This is a genomic window from Allobosea sp. Tri-44 (genome assembly GCF_004123845.1).
In the GTDB taxonomy this organism is placed as follows: domain Bacteria; phylum Pseudomonadota; class Alphaproteobacteria; order Rhizobiales; family Beijerinckiaceae; genus Allobosea.
Window position 1 is genome coordinate 1 of the sequence record NZ_NBDP01000061.1, and the last position, 15,357, is coordinate 15,357.

The following is a 15,357-nucleotide window of genomic DNA, read 5'->3' on the forward strand; positions in this document are numbered from 1 at the left end:
GAAGATCCCTATCATTACCGCCGGCTGCCAGTGGGTGGAGTGGCAAGGCTGTGCTCATCGTCGTCGGAGAAGATCACAAGACCGGCGTGACCGACGACGCGCCGTCTCGTTTTGCGGCGCTTACATCGTGGATCAAGACTCTCCTCCCCGACATCGGCCCGGAGCTTTACCGTTGGTTCGGCCAGGTCATGGATACGCTCGACTACGGCGCCTTCATCGGCCGCGAAACGGCGAACGGGCGGACCTTTGTTGTCACTGGCGATTCGGGACAGGGCCTCTCGCACGGCGTGGTCGCCAGCCTGATCATTCCTGATCTCATTGAGGGTCAAGGACAATGCCTTCTCAGCTGTCTATGAGCCCTCGCGCAAGCCGGTAAAAGCCGCCGCGACGTTTGTCAGCGAGAACAGCACCACCCTCACCAACCTGGCCCAGTATCTCGCGCCAGGCGAGCTTGCCTCTGTCGATGAGTTGGAGCCAGGCCAAGGTGCCATCGTGCGCGATGGGCTCACCAAGATTGCGGCCTACCGCGCAGAAGACGGCACGCACTATCAGCGTTCAGCCGTACGCACCCATCTTGGCTGCCATCTGCAATGGAACAGCCTCGAGACGTGCTGGGATTGCCCCTGCCATGGCTCGCATTTTGCCCCCGACGGCAGCGTGCTGAACGGGCCAGCGATAGCGCCTTTGGCCGAGATCGGCGGCGGCCATCACGCACAGGCCGCCGAATGACCATCTCGTGGATCACCCTGATTAGCTTTGCTGCGGCGCGCTGTTCGACGATCAGCTTTCTGCCGCGGGCCGTGCGCATCATGCGGACCAAGAATACGTCGTCTCTATCGGCGCCGATGTATGCCTGACCACCATGGGCTTTTGCCTGTGGTTCGCCTACGGCATCGCGCTTGGACAATGCCCTTTGATCCTGACCAACGGCCTGCGCGCCATCCTGACAGGCTTCATCCTGTTCATGACGCTCGCGAAGCCATTGCTGAGTTCGACAGTATTCAGGCAGCTCAACCATCGAGGCACCACCGCATTGGCGCAGTTGATCCGCTGACCGGCGGGCGACCAGGCGGCTCGGCTCGCAGGCTTCGCGGGCAGACTAGTCGGCCAGTCGGTTTCGCTTGATCGCCAGCTCTATGATGACCCCGGCGCGGGTCCAATCCCGCTTCAGTCGGCCGAGCTGTTTCACTGTCGTCTTCACCAATCGGCTTCCAAAACCCTCGTTGGCGGGGTGATCGGAAGGGGGCCCACCCGTCTCGCGCCAAACGATCACGAACTCCGACGGCTCCTCCTTGCAGGTGATGTCGACAACCCCTTGGATTGTGGAGAGGCTGCCATGCTTAACGGAGTTGGTGGCGAACTCGTGCAGCAGCAAGGATAGCGACGTTACAATCGAAGGAGGTACGGTTGCGTCGGCACCGTGAATCCGGAAGCGCGGCCGCTGCTCACCGTGATAGGGAGCGAGGATCGCCTGCAAGAGCTCGTGCAGCTTGATTGCGGCAGGCTCGTAACCAGCGATCGCCGGCGACATCGTCAAGGCGTGCGCACGTGAAAGCGTTGCCAGTCGCTCCGAAACGATCGAAGCGAGTTCCGCCGGGCTGACGGCCGAATGAGAACTGAGGTTCACGAGGCCGCTGGCCAATGCGAACACGTTCTTCACACGATGATTCATCTCGCCCAGGAGCATGTGCTGTTGCTCTTGTGCCCGGCGCTGATCCGAGATGTCGCGCGCGATTTTCGAGGCGCCGACAATTTGGCCTGTCGCGGCTCGAATCGGCGAGATCGTCAATGAAATATCGATGAGGCGCCCGTCCTTGTGACGCCGGACGGTCTCATAGTGTTCGATGAGCTCGCCGTTGCGAAGCCGCTCGAGGATCTTGGGCTCCTCGTCCCGCCGATCGTCGGGAATGAGCAACATGACCGATTGCCCAATTGCCTCCTCCTTCGTGTAACCAAAAAGGCGCTCCGCACCCGGGTTCCAGTCTGTGAGAATTCCCTCGAGATCTTTGGCGATGATCGCGTCCGACGAGGACTCGACCAGCGCAGTTAATCTCTGAGCGGCAGCATCGCTGGTGAAACGCTCGATTGCGAAACCGAGTTGACGCGCGATTGTCAGTGCAAGATCGCGCTCGTGATCGCTGAAGACCCGCGGTGTATCGTAATAGATCATGAACTTGCCGATGAGCTCGGCGGCACCGGCGAGGGGAATAAACGCCAGCGCTTGGATCCCTTCCGCGAGGATGGTCCCGATGAGCTGAGGTGGTTCATCGAGAAGTGCGACATTCTCAACGAAAATCGTTTCGGCATCGCGGTCTCGGCGGCTCCAGGGCGAATGGCCATCGACCGCGGAGCGGTATCCGTCCGAAAGCTCGCGCCAAGCTACGAAGCGCATAACGCCTCCGCCATCAAAGCGGAGGATCGATGCACGTCGAGTTACAAGGGCATCGCATATTGCATCGAGCGCAGCCTCGTAGATGTCCAGGAGAGTGCGGGCGCGAAAGAGCCGATCTGTGAACTGGAACAGTGTGGTCTGCTCGCGCGCTCGGCGCGACAACCCGTGCTTCGCAGCGCCCGTGGCCACTTCCGCACGACGCTCCATCGTACCCCCGTCTATGGCTGGAGCGTCATATGGCCACCGAATCCGGCGAGCCACAATCGCATTCTGGTAAGATGCGGTCCATCCTGGGGCGATCCGCCTTTATCGCCGCGTTCAGATTGAAGCCGACCGCGAGATGGGAAGATTGGTATTTAGTCCGCACCCGAGGTCTTCTGCCGACTGCGCCATTTGCGGACGTTGAGAAGATGCCAGGAAGCGGACCTTGTTCGCGGGCCGAAAAGCCACGATCCGGCTTCCGTATTGCAGCGTAAGCCGACTGAACAGCCACCGGACCATCCTGTCGGCTCCCAGCCGACTGCGGTATCCTCCGACTATGAAGCTTAGCCAGAGCATACGGTTCTGCACATCTGCCGACGGCACTCGCATCGCAGTCGCATCGTGCGGGGAAGGACCGGTGATCTTGCGCGCGGCGCATTGGCTGAGCCACGTCGACTACGATCTCGAAAGCCCGGTCTGGCGCCCCTGGCTTCAGACGCTTTCAGCGCAAAACCGTTTCGTGAGATACGATCCGCGCGGCAGCGGCCTGTCCGAGCGTTATGTCGCCGATCTTTCGATCGAGGCGTGGAACGCAGACCTCGATGCCGTAGCCGAGTCGATCGAGGAACCGCGCTTCGTGCTTCTCGGTCTCTCGCAAGGCGGTGCGCTCGCGGTCGCCTATGCACTTCGTCATCCCGAACGCGTATCGCACCTGGTTCTGCTCAACGCGTATGGCCAAGGCGGGAGAGTTCGCGCGCAGACGGAGGCCGAACGACTGGAGGCCGAGACGCTGGTGAATTTCATCCGCATCGGGTGGGGGCGCGACAATCCGGCATTCTGCCAGTTCTTCACCAATCTCTTCATCCCTGACGGAACGCCCGAACAGCATCGCTGGTGGGGCGATCTCGAGCGCGTTACCGCGAGCGCGGACGTCGCCGCTCAACTGCTTAGCAATATGCAGGGGATCGATGTGGCCGAACTTTCCAGGAAAATCAGCGTCCCGACCTTGATACTCCACAGCCGCGGCGACATGCGCGTGCCGTTCAGCGAGGGCTGCAAGCTCGCGGCCGCGATCCCTGGCGCGCGCTTCGTGCCACTCGAGAGCAAGAACCATGTGCTGTTGCCGGAAGAGCCGGCCTGGGCGGTGTTTCATGCCGAGCTTGCCGCCTTCCTCGGCTGGGACAAGCCCGCACAGCCGCGCGCCATCGCTCAGGCCGGCCTGACGGCCGCCGAAACGGCTATCCTGAAGCTCATCGCAGAGGGGCTCGACAACCGGGCGATCGCGCAGAGGCTCGGCAAGAGTGCCAAGACGGTGCGCAACCAGTTGTCGGTGATTTTCAGCAAGCTCGGCGTGCACAGCCGGTCCCAGGCGATCGTCATGGCACTCGGCGGCGAGCAGCCCCCGGCCGATTGACGCCGAGCTTGGGACATCTGTCCTTCCGATTGGTCGCATTTCCCCGCCCGTACGGGACTGTCGCCTCATGCACAGCGACCAAGATGGGTCTCATCCTCCAAGCCTGCCAGACCCGTCCAAAGGGTAGGAGGACCCGCCATGACCCAGCTCAACGAAGCGACTCTCAACGAACTCGTCGGCCGCGTGCTCGGTGACATCGGCGGAGCGGTCAGCGTGCCCCTGGTCCGGATCGGTGACGCGCTCGGTCTCTACAGGACGCTGAAGGAGATCGGCCCGGCGACCGCCGACGAGCTTGCCAGCGCAGCCGGATGCGCCAGCCGCTATATGCGCGAGTGGCTGTCGGCGCAGGCGGCCTCCGGCTATGTGCGCCACGAAGGCGGGACATTCTCGCTGACGCCGGAGCAGTCCTTCATCTTCGCGGAGCCCGACAGCCCGGTCCACCTGATCGGTGCGTTCGACACGGCGGCGGCGATGGTCGAGAACCAGCCGAAGGTGCAGGCGGCGTTCAAGACCGGACGCGGCGTCGCCTGGGGCGAGCAGGCGGGCTGCATGTTCTGCGCGGTGGCGCGGCTGTTCCGTCCGGGTTACGTCAACGCCCTCGTGCAGGATTGGCTGCCGGCGCTCGACGGCGTCGTCGACAGGCTGAAGGCCGGTGCGACAGTCGCCGATGTCGGCTGCGGCCATGGGCTCTCGACCATCCTGATGGCGCAGGCGTTCCCGAAATCACACTTCACCGGATACGACTTCCACCCCGCGTCGATCGCGGCCGCCATCGCGCATGCGCGATCGCACGGGCTGACGAATCTGACATTCGAAGTCGGTCGAGCCCAGGACTTCGGCGGCCGCGACTTCGACCTGATCACCTGCTTCGACTGCCTTCACGACATGGGCGATCCGCAAGCCGCCGCGTCGCATATCCGCAAGGCGCTGAAAGCCGGCGGCACCTGGATGGTGGTCGAGCCGATGGCGGGCGATGCGCTCGACGACAACATCAATCCGATCGGACGGATCTATTACTCCGCGTCGACGATGATCTGCGTTCCGACCTCGCTGGCGCAGGAGACCGGCCTCGCGCTGGGCGCTCAGGCGGGCGAGAAGCGGATCGCCGAGGTGATCCGCTCCGGCGGGTTCAGGCGGGTGCGCCGCGCCGCGGAGACGCCGCTCAACATGGTACTCGAAGCGACCTGAAACGGCGCGGATGGACGCCGCCCCCGGGCTTTCTCATTCCTCGCAGCAATCCTGGAGCGATCCGACGATGTTTGTGGTTGTGCCAGGGCGAGTGACGCTCGCATGCCAATGTTTGTCGTCGCCTTCCCGAACTCACTCAGGAGAGTCCGTCATGGCGAGGGCACATACGATCATGATTGAACAAGCCAGCGCCCTGGCGATCGTGGAGCTACAGGAAAGGGGCGAAAAGAATGGAAACCCGGCTTTTGGGACTTGTCGTCACGACGAGAAGGACAGCACGGACGAAGGCAAGATCAGGTTCACCAGCGATAGCAAGGAACACCTGTACTGGGAGTGGAAGTCCGAATCGCCTGCCACGATGCTGATCGGGTCGAAAATGCCCCGCGCCTCGCACAAGGCCGGCGAAGAGGAGTATTTCCAGATCCTGATCACGCTGACCGGTATTCGGCGGAATGCGGAGGGCAAGTTCAGAGGCGGCGGCAGTCAGGGCGCCGGTAGCGGAAAGGGCGTCCTGACCTACAATATCAGTCCATACTTCGTGAAGGGCGCTATCGAATGGACGGTCGTCGCCTACTGAAGCGCAGCGCCGGCCGATCGCGACCGTGATCAGCGCGCTGGCGTCTGCGCCGGTCCATTTGGCCGGGCCTTAGAGCAGAGCGAGCCGGCCGGCCCTCGACTGTCTTCACTGCGCGGATCTCCTGGAAGACCTTGGCCTGCCGGTCGGCGGCTTTAGGGGTGCCTTTGAGCCGATGATGCGCCCGGTGTTCCAGGCCGGACGTTGATTGATCACTTTCAATGTCAACGGGATCAATGGGCGCCTGCCGGTGCTGCTCCGCTGGCTGGCGGAGGCCGAGCCGGATGTCGTCTGCCTCCAGGAACTGAAGGCACTACAGAGCAAATTCCCGGAAACCGCGATCCGCGATGCCGGCTATGGCGCGATCTGGCACGGCCAGAAGAGTTGGAATGGTGTCGCCATCCTGGCGCGCGGCGTCGATCCGATCGAGACGCGCCGCGGTCTTCCAGGCGACGATGAGGATACTCAGAGCCGCTATATCGAGGCCGCTGTGAAGGGCGTGCTCATCGGCTGTCTCTATTTGCCAAACGGCAATCCGGCGCCGGGGCCGAAATTCGACTATAAGCTAAACTGGTTCAAGCGCATGGCGAGCCACGCCGCCGAACTGCTTGGCCACGACATTCCCGTTGCCTTGATCGGCGACTTCAACGTGATGCCGACGGAGCTCGACGTCTACAAGCCGGAGCGCTGGGTTGACGATGCGCTCTTTCGCCCGGAAGTGCGGCAAGCCTACCGTGAGCTGCTCGAACAGGGCTGGACGGATGCATTGCGCAAGATGCACCCCGGCGAGCGCATCTACACCTTCTGGGATTATTTCCGGAACGCCTGGGGTCGGAACGCCGGCTTGCGGCTCGATCACCTGCTGTTGAGCCCCGATCTCGCGAAGCGACTTGTGGCTGCCGATGTCGATCGGCATATACGCGGCTGGGAGAAGGGGAGCGACCATGCGCCGGCTTGGGTTCTTCTCTCCTAAGCCATCTGTTCCATAGCGACCCCGCTCTTGGAGGCGCGCGATCAGCAATTTCTCCGCGACCTGCACTTATCGGGCGGAACCACTCATCGATCCGGAAGTTTCTCCTATCGCTGGCATAACGCGCTGACATTGAAGGAGTTTCTCATGCGCAACGTGATTATCACGTCGATCTTCTGCGCCCTGATTTCAACTACCGGCGTCGCGCAGACATCGACAACCGCGCCAACGCCGTCGCCGAATGCACCCGCTGACGCCAATGCGCCCTTACCGGGAGCCAACAGCTTCACCGAGGGACAGGCCAAAAGCCGGCTTGAGGCCAATGGCTACACTAATGTCGCCGGCCTGAAGAAGGACGACAACGGCGTCTGGAAGGGGACCGCGACCCAATCGGGCGCTCAGGTGACCGTCTCGGTCGATTACCGGGGCAACATAACCCGCAACTGACATTCGGCTTCGACGACAACAGGAGGAAAGTTCTCATGCGCACCATCACACGATCCTATGACAACTATGATTCCGCACGGCGGGTGGTCGAGGAACTCGAGGCAGCCGGGTTCCCTGACTCGAACATCAGCCTGGTTGGCCGCCACGAGGACGCTGATGACAGCAATGCCGGCGAAGGGGCAGGCGTTGGGGCTGCGGTCGGTGGGGCGGCTGGCCTCCTCGCCGGGCTCGGCCTGCTCGCGATTCCCGGGATTGGCCCCGTCGTCGCGGCCGGCTGGCTTGCGTCCACCGCCGCTGGCGCCGCGGCGGGTGGCGCCACCGGCGGCATCATCGGGGCGTTCACGAACGCTGGCGAGGATGAGGAAAGCGCCAACTATCACGCCGAGACTGTTCGACGTGGTGGCACTGTGGTGTCGGTCAAAGCGTCGGAGGATCAGGCCCTTTCGGCTGAGGCCATCATGGATAGCGCGACGCCGATCGATCGAGACACCCGGCTTACCGAATATCGCGACGAAGGCTGGAGCAGGTTCGATGACAAGGCGGAGCGCTATCGCGGACCTTTGATCTGACCACCCTCGTCCTATCCGCATTCCCTGCCTGGCGCCCGGAAAGGTGCTAGGCACCTCCATAATCGCCACTGGCATTGGTCGCTCGCTCGCCTAGGCTTGAGACAAGCCAAAGGAACCGGAATCGAGCAAGCCGCGGATGTATCGGTCGCTCGACGGCGCCGGCCGGAGGTCCAGGGAACGGCCAATTAGAAAAACGCGGTCGCTCTCGGCAATCCAGGGCCCGGCCTTCTCATGGAGGCCGGGCCAATCTATTGCCGCACAGAACGAAGACCGGGTGTTCCGGGCGTGACAATCCGCAAACTTGCAGTTCCGTCACTTGAAGAGGCGTAGGACGCCCGCCTCCCTTTATGCCTCCTTGTTCCCGATCGCGCTTGATATCCCTTCGCGGCCCTTCAGATGGGGCAGGACGGAAGGCGGGGCAGTTGCAGGCTATACGGTGCGGGCGGCTCTGGTTGCCGCTGCTCGCTCGATTGACCTTGCTTTCCGGCGAGCCGCACGCAGCTCATCCAGCGTGGGAAGCCACCATCCCCTTGCCTGTTCTTCTTCATTGGGCGGTCGCCGCGCGGGCCAGGTTCGCACCAGCTCGCCGAGCGTCGGCGAGCGCCAGAAGACCCAGACGTAATCACCAATTGTGCCCGAGACAGGATACGTCGCAATCGTTGCGAGATCCGCTATTTCTCCGTCACTGCCCGTCACGAGCACGATGCCCATGGCTGTCATCACCACCGGTCGCCCGAGTGGCGGTAGCGCCAAACTTGGTAGTGGAAGACGCTTGCGGCGACGCTCAGTTGCCAGCTCCTTGATCGCGCCAAACTCCGGCGAGCGTTTCAGCTCCTCGCGCCGCCGCTTACGCTCGCCGGGCTCGGCCCTTAGGGCAGCGATCTCGATTGCGAGCCAGCGCTCTCTGAGCGCCTCGAGGGAACGATACGGCACACGCCAGGCGCGCTCGTCCGCATCCCACGCGGCCCATGGAATGGCGCGAAGCTCCTCGATGACAATTCGCGAATAGGGAGTTCTAACGATCAGGTCGTCGTTCGCTTCGAGGTATTGGCTCTCGATAGGATCGAACGCAAACGCATCTCGCCCACGCTCATCGGCAAAGGCCATTGGCTCTGACAGCTCGTGCTGAAGCCAGAGCCCGACGCGGCGTTCAGCCGTCGTGCCGGGAACGAACCACGTTCGGCTGTCGTCATGCCATCTCGCGCGCGGAAACCTTGCGCGGAAGCGTTCGACCAAGCTCGCGTCATAGGGGAACGAAACGATGGCTCCCGTCCCGTCATCCTGACCGCGAACCTGGATTTCTTCGACCGGGGCGACGGGCATCGGGTTAACATGCCTTGCTGGCAATATCGGCCAGCCACAATTTCGGATCGGTCCGAGTTATCTCTCAGTCTCGCATCGCGTGCATGTCGTCTGACTTCAGAGCACGAGCGGTCAGCCCTCGAAATCGATGTGTCGGGCGGAACGGAGGATCCGCGCGCCCTTGGCAGCGTCTGCCCGATCCTGAAGAATTAACGAGGCTGAAAAAGGCTACGTCGCTAGCAACGACGCCAGCGTCGAGAGGAGCCTTTCCCGAGGTGCGGGCTTGCCGATGTTGGCCACACCATCGAAAGCGGGATTCTGATTGAGCGTCGCGTGATCGTACGCGCTGGACAGCAGGAACGGCACGTTCTGCTCCTTTAGGGCGTGTGCGACTGGAGTACTGAGCTCGCCTCGTAGGTTGACGTCAAGCAGACAGGCATGAGGTGGCGTGCGACCCAGCATCGCCAAGGCGGCGGCGACCGTTGCCACGGGTCCCAGGACTGTATAGCAGCCACCCTCCAGAAGGTCCGTGAGTTCCATGGCGATCAGAAACTCATCTTCCACAACGAGAATATTGAATGAAGCGTGAGGCGCGCGATCATATTTGATCACAGCGTCGCCGCCTTCGGACGCCCTTGGTTCATTTCTTGTTGGACAGGTGCTCGCGACATCCGTTTCGACCAGCATTTTCCGCACTTTGGACGCGCGAAGCAAGAATCTGAGGTTGAAACGCGGCTACCGTGAAATGTTAGATTTGCCGGGTGTCGAGTCGCCGAATGTGTTGGATTGGCGCGGTGTCAGGTCGACGAGGCCTATGCTGGGTTGGATGTCGGTTTTATCGCTGGCGCCATCGATTCACCTTGCTAACGGGCTGAGAAGAGCGCCTGATGAGGGGGCCGTTGTCTCCATACCGCTTGTGGAAATGACCGCATGCGGCGCGTGTTGACGCCGCTAGGCGGAGACAGGCTATGCTTACCGGAAATGGCTATCTGAACCTGCGCGACGGGAGCAGGACAGAGGTCGCGTATCAATTTGCAGCCGATTACGACGACCACCGGGCGGGCTATCTGCTCTTCGACACGGCAGCATTCGACGACAGCTCGTTTTGCCATCGACTGACTCTCGATTGTGACGATGGCACATGCGTGGTGGTCGTGGTCATGAACCACAGCGACAAGCATCTGGCGGTCACGGGTCGTGTGCTGGCGCCCCCGGTGGAGGTGGCGTAGCAGCGAGGCCCGCCAGGGAAAGGCTCTTCTTCAGCGCTTCGAACAGATAGACGGCACCGTCATCGTCCTTGCCGTCCATTCCAGCACTCAATATCCAGGCGTGATCGAGCAAGTGCTGCGGCCAGTCGACACCGCAGCCTGACAGCATTCAGCTAGGAAGCGGACGGGATGGATAAACGCGAGCATCTTGAAAAGCTCGTCCGCAAGCTTGAAACGATCACATCGCTCTCCGAGGAGGAACGGGGGCTGCTTCTTGCGCTGCCGGTCAGCGTGCGGCCGTTCGATGCTTACCAAGATATCGTCAGCGAGGGCGAGCGCACCAAGCAGTGCTGCCTGGTGATCGAAGGCCTTGTATGTCGATACAAAATCGTCGGTTCGGGTGAGCGGCAGATTCTGTCGCTGCACATTCCCGGTGATATCCCGGACCTGCATTCGCTTGACATCGAAGAAATGGATCACAGCCTCGGCACCCTGACTGCAGCGACAGTGGGTTTCATCCCGCATGATGCCGTTCGCCGTATCACGCGCGCCTCTTACAGGGTATCGGAAGCATTCTGGCGCGAGGCATTGATCGACGCCTCAATTTTTCGCGAATGGATGGTGGGTATCGGCAGGAGATCGGCCCCGAGCCGCATCGCGCATTTTCTGTGCGAGTTCATTACAAAGATGAAGGCGATCGGGCTTTCCGACGGTCATACCTGCAATCTGCCGATGACGCAGCCCGAGATCGCCGACGCGCTCGGCTTGTCGACCGTCCACATCAACAAGAAGCTGCGGGAGCTGCGCCAGGCAAAGCTAGTAAGAATCCGTGCCAACCGCATCACGGTGCTCGATTGGGACAGGCTCTGCGAGCTCGGCGAATTCGATGCGCGCTATCTGCACCTGCGAAAGTAAATCTCGATCGACTGGAACTTAAGCCGTTCGCCTCGCATTCAGCCGGGATGACGCGCTACTTCTTCCACACCCGCGACGGCGACAAGACTGACCTGGATGATGAGGGCGTCGAGTTGCCCGACGACGAGAGTGCCAAGAACGCAGCCAAAGAGCTTTTGGCCGACATGAGCCGCGAGAAGTTGCCAAACGGCGATTTTCTGGCGCTGACCGTGACGGTCCAGAACGCAGATGGCGCGCAAGTGTACATCGCAGAACTGAAGCTCGAGGGTCATTAGTCCAAGCTGTTAACTGGCAATCGGCTCAGCGCCACATGCCGCGCATCTTGGCGCGTACATCAACCTTTGGGCCGCCAGATGACGCCCGTGCGCCGACGGGTGCGGCCAGCGGCCAAGCGCGGCATTCGAAATACTTCAGCAGGTTGTTCGGGATGAAGCGGGTGCGGGCGGCATAGACGTGCCTGTCACCGGTTGATGACTGGCCGTGCGTGAAGAAGCGCTGCGGCACCATCAAGTGCAGATCATCCTTGGCTCTGGTCATGGCGACATAGAGCAACCGGCGCTCTTCCTCGATCTCGTCCTTGGCGCCGGCGCCGAGATCGATCGGGATGCAGCCGTCGACCACATTCATGACGAAGACCGACTTCCACTCCTGCCCCTTGGCCGAGTGGATGGTCGAGAGGATCAGATAGTCCTCGTCGAGATGCGGCACGCCGGCCTGGTCGCTGGTGGCGTCTGGAGGGTCGAGCGTCAGCTCGGTCAGGAAGCGCTCGCGCGAGGGATAGCCGCCGGCGATCTGCTCGAGCTGCAGGAGGTCGGCCTGGCGCGTCGTTGCGTCCTCATGGATCCGCTCCAGATGCGGCTCGTACCAAAGCCGGGCCCGCTCGATCTCGGCCGGCCAGCCTGAGCTGCCGGAGCGTAGCGCCTCGCACGCCTCGACGAACGCGGTCCAATCTTCTCCTGCGCGTGCCGGTGCGGGCGCTTCGCGCAAAGCCTCTGCCCGATCCGGCGCCTGCGCCAGATGCTCGATGACGCGCTGGGCCGAGGTCGGACCGACGCCGGGCAGCAGCTGCATGACGCGGAACGCCGAAACCCGGTCGCGCGGATTCTCGACGAAGCGCAGCAGCGCGAGCAGGTCCTTGACGTGGGCGGCGTCGAGAAATTTCAGCCCGCCGAACTTCACGAACGGGATGTTCCGGCGTGTCAGTTCGATCTCGAGCGGACCGCTGTGATGAGACGCGCGGAAGAGCACGGCCTGCTGCTTCAGCGTTGCGCCGGCCTCGCGGTTTGCCAACACCGTCTCCGCGATGAAGCGGGCCTGATCGGCTTCGTCGCGGACGTTGACCAGTTCTGGCGCCGCGCCGGCGGCACGATCGGTCCAGAGGTTCTTGGTGAAGCGCTCGGCGGCAAGGTCGATCACCGCATTGGCGGCGCCAAGGATCGCTTGCGTCGAGCGGTAATTCTGGTCAAGCGTGATCACCTCAGCCGGCGGCGAGAACGCCAGCGGGAAGTCGAGGATGTTGCGAACGGTCGCCGCCCGGAACGAATAGATCGACTGGGCGTCGTCGCCGACGACGGTTAGCCCCTGACCATCCGGCTTGAGAGCGAGCAGGATCGAAGATTGCAGCCGGTTGGTGTCCTGGTATTCGTCGACCATGACATGGTCGAAGCGCGCCCCGACATCGGCGGCGAGATCGCCATCGCTCATCGCTTGCGCCCAGTAGAGCAGCAGGTCGTCGTAATCGAGCACATTCTGCTGCTGTTTGGCCTCCACGTAAGCCGCAAAGAGCTGCTTCAGCTCCTCCGCCCAGGCGATGCACCAGGGATAGGACAGCCTCAGCACCTCCTCGATCGGCTGCTCGGCGTTCACGCAGCGCGAATAGATCGACAGGCACGTTCCCTTGGTCGGAAAGCGCGCCTCGGTCTTCGAGAACCCGAGCTCGTGCCGGACCAGATTCATCAGGTCGGCGGCGTCCTCGCGATCATGAATCGTGAAGGCGGGGTCGAGCCCGATCTGCTCGGCGAGGTCGCGCAGGAGCCGCGCACCGACGCCGTGGAAGGTGCCGGCCCAATTCAGCGCATCCACAGCGATGCCCGCGCCATCGCCCATCACCTTGCGGGCGATGCGCTCGACGCGGCGGATCATCTCGGAGGCGGCCCGGCGAGAGAAGGTCATCAGCAGCATGCGCCGCGGGTCAGCGCCGCAAACGAGGAGATGGGCAACGCGATGCGCCAGCGTATTGGTCTTGCCCGAGCCGGCGCCGGCAATGATCAGCACAGGCGGAGCGGGATCCGCGCCACCGCCATGCGAGACGGCCCGCCGCTGCTCCGGATTGAGGCTGTCGAGATAGACGTGCGCGTTCATGATTGATTCGGCCTGTCGGAGTTGAAGCGCAGCACGGGGCAGTTGGAGGGAGCAATGTCGAATGACGGCGCCAAATTGCCTTCGTCAGCGATTTGTTCCGATTATGTTCTATAGCTGACATCAGATGAAATGTCAGCGGCCATCGGTCGGCTGACCGCTTGGCTTCGATCGCGACGCGTCCCTGCGCGCGGGAACTTTCTCGCCGAGCGTTTGTAACTTGAGCTCCCATGCTTGGTTTTGGGGCAGCGAAAACATTTCGCACGGAGAAAGACGAATGAACGTTCGAAAGTTCACAAGGGCCGATGCGTCGATGGAGCGATCCCCTGGTCAACAGGCAGGTGTGTTCGTTGGCAATCTGATCGATGAGCGACACGGGGGGCCGATTACCATCGGCTTTGGACGTTATGAGCCAGGCCAAAGTCTCTCCGAGACGATGGTCGTCGACGACGTCATGGTCATTCTGGAGGGCAGGCTTTCGGTTGAGACAGAGGCCGGAACGATTACCGCGGGGCCTGGCGAAATCGTCTATATGCCGAAAGGTGAAGCCGTGACGATCCGCTCTCACGAGGAAGGCGCCGTGACCGCCTATGTCACCTATCCGCATTGGCGGTCGGCACACGAATAGCGATCATCACCATCAGCATGTCGGTTTGGCTCGTCGTCCGCAGTATTCGTTGAGGAACCCGCAGGATCGCTGGCGGTGCTCGTTGCCCCTCCTTCGCGGTGCTCTCGGGCCGTTCGCAAGCCAACCTCCATTTGCGCGTTTCCAAGCCAGCGCGAGGAGTGCTGGCATGACGTCACCGAAGCAACAGCGGCTGCGGCTTTCCGGCGGAACCGACCTGTCCTTTATCACCGCAGGCGACGTGTCTAAGCCCGCGCTGCTGCTCCTGCATGGCTTTCCAAGCTCGTCACGCACGTTCGGCGGCGTCATTCCCGGATTGGCACGCGTTGCTTACGTGATCGCGCGCGATTTGCCAGGCTATGGCCAGTCGGCTCCCTTGCCTGTGCCATCCTTCGATGCATTCGGCACTGCGATCCAGGAGCTTCTGGACCATCTCGCGATCAGCCATCGCTCAATCTATCTGCATGATTGGGGAGCACCTGTGGGCCTCGATATCGCCATGCGGTCCCCCGAACAGGTTTCCGGCCTGATCATCCAGAATGCGAACGCGCATCGCAGCGGCTTCGGGCCGTTATGGCAGACGACGTTCGAGTTCTGGGCAAACCCCACGGCAGAAAACGAAGCAAAGGCGACCTCGCACCTCACCTTCGAATTCACGCGCGAGCAGTACACGGGCGGGCTGCCGGAGGAGGTCGCCGGCAGGATCAAGGGAGAGCCCTGGATCGAGGACTGGCGGGTGATGAACCTGCCCGGCCGCATCGACATGCAGCGCGCCCTGATCGCCGACTATGCCAACGTAGTCGCCCGTTTCGATGCCATCGCAGACTACCTTAGGAGATGTCAGCCCCCGGCGTTGATGCTGTGGGGCCGTCACGAACCATATTTCGCGCTAGCCGAGACGGTATCTTGGATGGAAGACCTGCCGAGAATGGAGGCGCACATCCTGGACGGAAGTCATTTCCTGCTCGAAACGCACGCCGACTCCGCTCTTGCCTTCATACTCGAATTCATCGAGCGAACGGGACAACCTGAAGGCCGTGCGAATAACGTCGCGGTGAGGAAGGCCCCTCTTCAACGACAAGCGTTGAGCAGAGCCGCCGCAACCGCCGCCCAGCCGATGCCAAGGAGGCTGAGCGCATCAAGCGCACTGGCAATCCGGAGCAGGAAGAGCCCCGATGACTTTACCGGGTTTTG

At 62.2% G+C, this 15,357-nt stretch carries 17 protein-coding genes and 1 pseudogene; 14 read left to right on the top strand and 4 right to left on the bottom strand.

The annotated features are described in order from the left end of the window. The 3 genes and pseudogenes from B6S44_RS29990 to B6S44_RS29535 all read left to right on the top strand — a co-directional run. A pseudogene (locus tag B6S44_RS29990) lies at positions 1-356 on the top strand (hypothetical protein); the annotation flags it as partial. Further along, positions 319-729 (top strand): Rieske 2Fe-2S domain-containing protein, encoded by a 411-nt coding sequence (locus tag B6S44_RS29995; RefSeq protein ID WP_248309799.1) that lies wholly within the window; start codon positions 319-321, stop codon positions 727-729. The pseudogene B6S44_RS29990 and the gene B6S44_RS29995, both read left to right, overlap by 38 nt. Positions 730-913: 184 nt before the next feature. Next, positions 914-1,054, top strand: a complete 141-nt coding sequence (locus tag B6S44_RS29535) for a hypothetical protein (RefSeq protein WP_164985990.1) — start codon at positions 914-916, stop codon at positions 1,052-1,054. Between the two features lie 45 nt (positions 1,055-1,099). On the opposite strand, the gene B6S44_RS27600 is transcribed toward B6S44_RS29535, so the two are convergent. Then, complete coding sequence (locus B6S44_RS27600) at positions 1,100-2,599, bottom strand: PAS domain S-box protein (protein ID WP_129160087.1); 1,500 nt, start codon at positions 2,597-2,599, stop codon at positions 1,100-1,102. A 331-nt stretch (positions 2,600-2,930) separates the two neighbouring features. On the opposite strand from B6S44_RS27600, the gene B6S44_RS27605 reads away from it, so the two are divergent. From B6S44_RS27605 to B6S44_RS27630, 6 genes are all read left to right on the top strand, one after another. Continuing rightward, positions 2,931-4,007 (top strand): alpha/beta fold hydrolase, encoded by a 1,077-nt coding sequence (locus tag B6S44_RS27605; protein ID WP_129160089.1) that lies wholly within the window; start codon positions 2,931-2,933, stop codon positions 4,005-4,007. A 138-nt stretch (positions 4,008-4,145) separates the two neighbouring features. After that, on the top strand, positions 4,146-5,195 hold the full coding sequence (locus B6S44_RS27610; RefSeq protein WP_129160091.1) for a class I SAM-dependent methyltransferase: 1,050 nt from the start codon (positions 4,146-4,148) through the stop codon (positions 5,193-5,195). A 151-nt stretch (positions 5,196-5,346) separates the two neighbouring features. After that, positions 5,347-5,772, top strand: coding sequence for a hypothetical protein (locus B6S44_RS27615; RefSeq protein ID WP_129160093.1), 426 nt, complete (start codon positions 5,347-5,349; stop codon positions 5,770-5,772). A 205-nt stretch (positions 5,773-5,977) separates the two neighbouring features. After that, a complete protein-coding gene (xth, locus tag B6S44_RS27620) occupies positions 5,978-6,742 on the top strand; it encodes an exodeoxyribonuclease III (RefSeq protein WP_129160094.1) in 765 nt (254 codons plus the stop codon). A 144-nt stretch (positions 6,743-6,886) separates the two neighbouring features. Then, the gene (locus B6S44_RS27625; protein WP_129160096.1) at positions 6,887-7,186 is read left to right on the top strand and encodes a PepSY domain-containing protein; all 300 of its coding nucleotides are present in this window, start codon (positions 6,887-6,889) and stop codon (positions 7,184-7,186) included. 35 nt (positions 7,187-7,221) lie between these two features. Further along, the gene (locus tag B6S44_RS27630) at positions 7,222-7,755 is read left to right on the top strand and encodes a general stress protein (RefSeq protein ID WP_129160098.1); all 534 of its coding nucleotides are present in this window, start codon (positions 7,222-7,224) and stop codon (positions 7,753-7,755) included. Positions 7,756-8,184: 429 nt separating this feature from the next. Here the strand turns inward: B6S44_RS27630 and B6S44_RS27635 are convergent, their stop codons facing one another. Next, positions 8,185-9,078 (bottom strand): hypothetical protein, encoded by an 894-nt coding sequence (locus B6S44_RS27635; RefSeq protein ID WP_248309801.1) that lies wholly within the window; start codon positions 9,076-9,078, stop codon positions 8,185-8,187. Positions 9,079-9,285: 207 nt separating this feature from the next. Continuing rightward, positions 9,286-9,744 (bottom strand): response regulator, encoded by a 459-nt coding sequence (locus B6S44_RS27640; protein ID WP_129160099.1) that lies wholly within the window; start codon positions 9,742-9,744, stop codon positions 9,286-9,288. A 281-nt stretch (positions 9,745-10,025) separates the two neighbouring features. On the opposite strand from B6S44_RS27640, the gene B6S44_RS27645 reads away from it, so the two are divergent. The 3 genes from B6S44_RS27645 to B6S44_RS27655 all read left to right on the top strand — a co-directional run bounded on the left by B6S44_RS27645 (position 10,026) and on the right by B6S44_RS27655 (position 11,455). After that, positions 10,026-10,286 carry a hypothetical protein gene (locus tag B6S44_RS27645; protein WP_129160101.1) on the top strand — a complete coding sequence of 87 codons (261 nt, stop codon included), beginning with the start codon at positions 10,026-10,028 and terminating at the stop codon, positions 10,284-10,286. A gap of 168 nt (positions 10,287-10,454) precedes the next feature. Beyond that, positions 10,455-11,180 (top strand): Crp/Fnr family transcriptional regulator, encoded by a 726-nt coding sequence (locus tag B6S44_RS27650; protein WP_129160103.1) that lies wholly within the window; start codon positions 10,455-10,457, stop codon positions 11,178-11,180. Positions 11,181-11,227: 47 nt separating this feature from the next. Further along, on the top strand, positions 11,228-11,455 hold the full coding sequence (locus B6S44_RS27655) for a DUF6894 family protein (RefSeq protein ID WP_129160105.1): 228 nt from the start codon (positions 11,228-11,230) through the stop codon (positions 11,453-11,455). A 25-nt stretch (positions 11,456-11,480) separates the two neighbouring features. On the opposite strand, the gene B6S44_RS27660 is transcribed toward B6S44_RS27655, so the two are convergent. Then, positions 11,481-13,541 carry an ATP-dependent helicase gene (locus B6S44_RS27660; protein ID WP_129160106.1) on the bottom strand — a complete coding sequence of 687 codons (2,061 nt, stop codon included), beginning with the start codon at positions 13,539-13,541 and terminating at the stop codon, positions 11,481-11,483. Positions 13,542-13,815: 274 nt separating this feature from the next. On the opposite strand from B6S44_RS27660, the gene B6S44_RS27665 reads away from it, so the two are divergent. Both B6S44_RS27665 and B6S44_RS27670 read left to right on the top strand, forming a co-directional pair. Further along, positions 13,816-14,166, top strand: coding sequence for an ethanolamine utilization protein (locus B6S44_RS27665; protein WP_129160108.1), 351 nt, complete (start codon positions 13,816-13,818; stop codon positions 14,164-14,166). 166 nt (positions 14,167-14,332) lie between these two features. Then, on the top strand, positions 14,333-15,357 hold a 1,025-nt coding region (locus B6S44_RS27670), incomplete at its 3' end, for an alpha/beta fold hydrolase (RefSeq protein ID WP_164985991.1).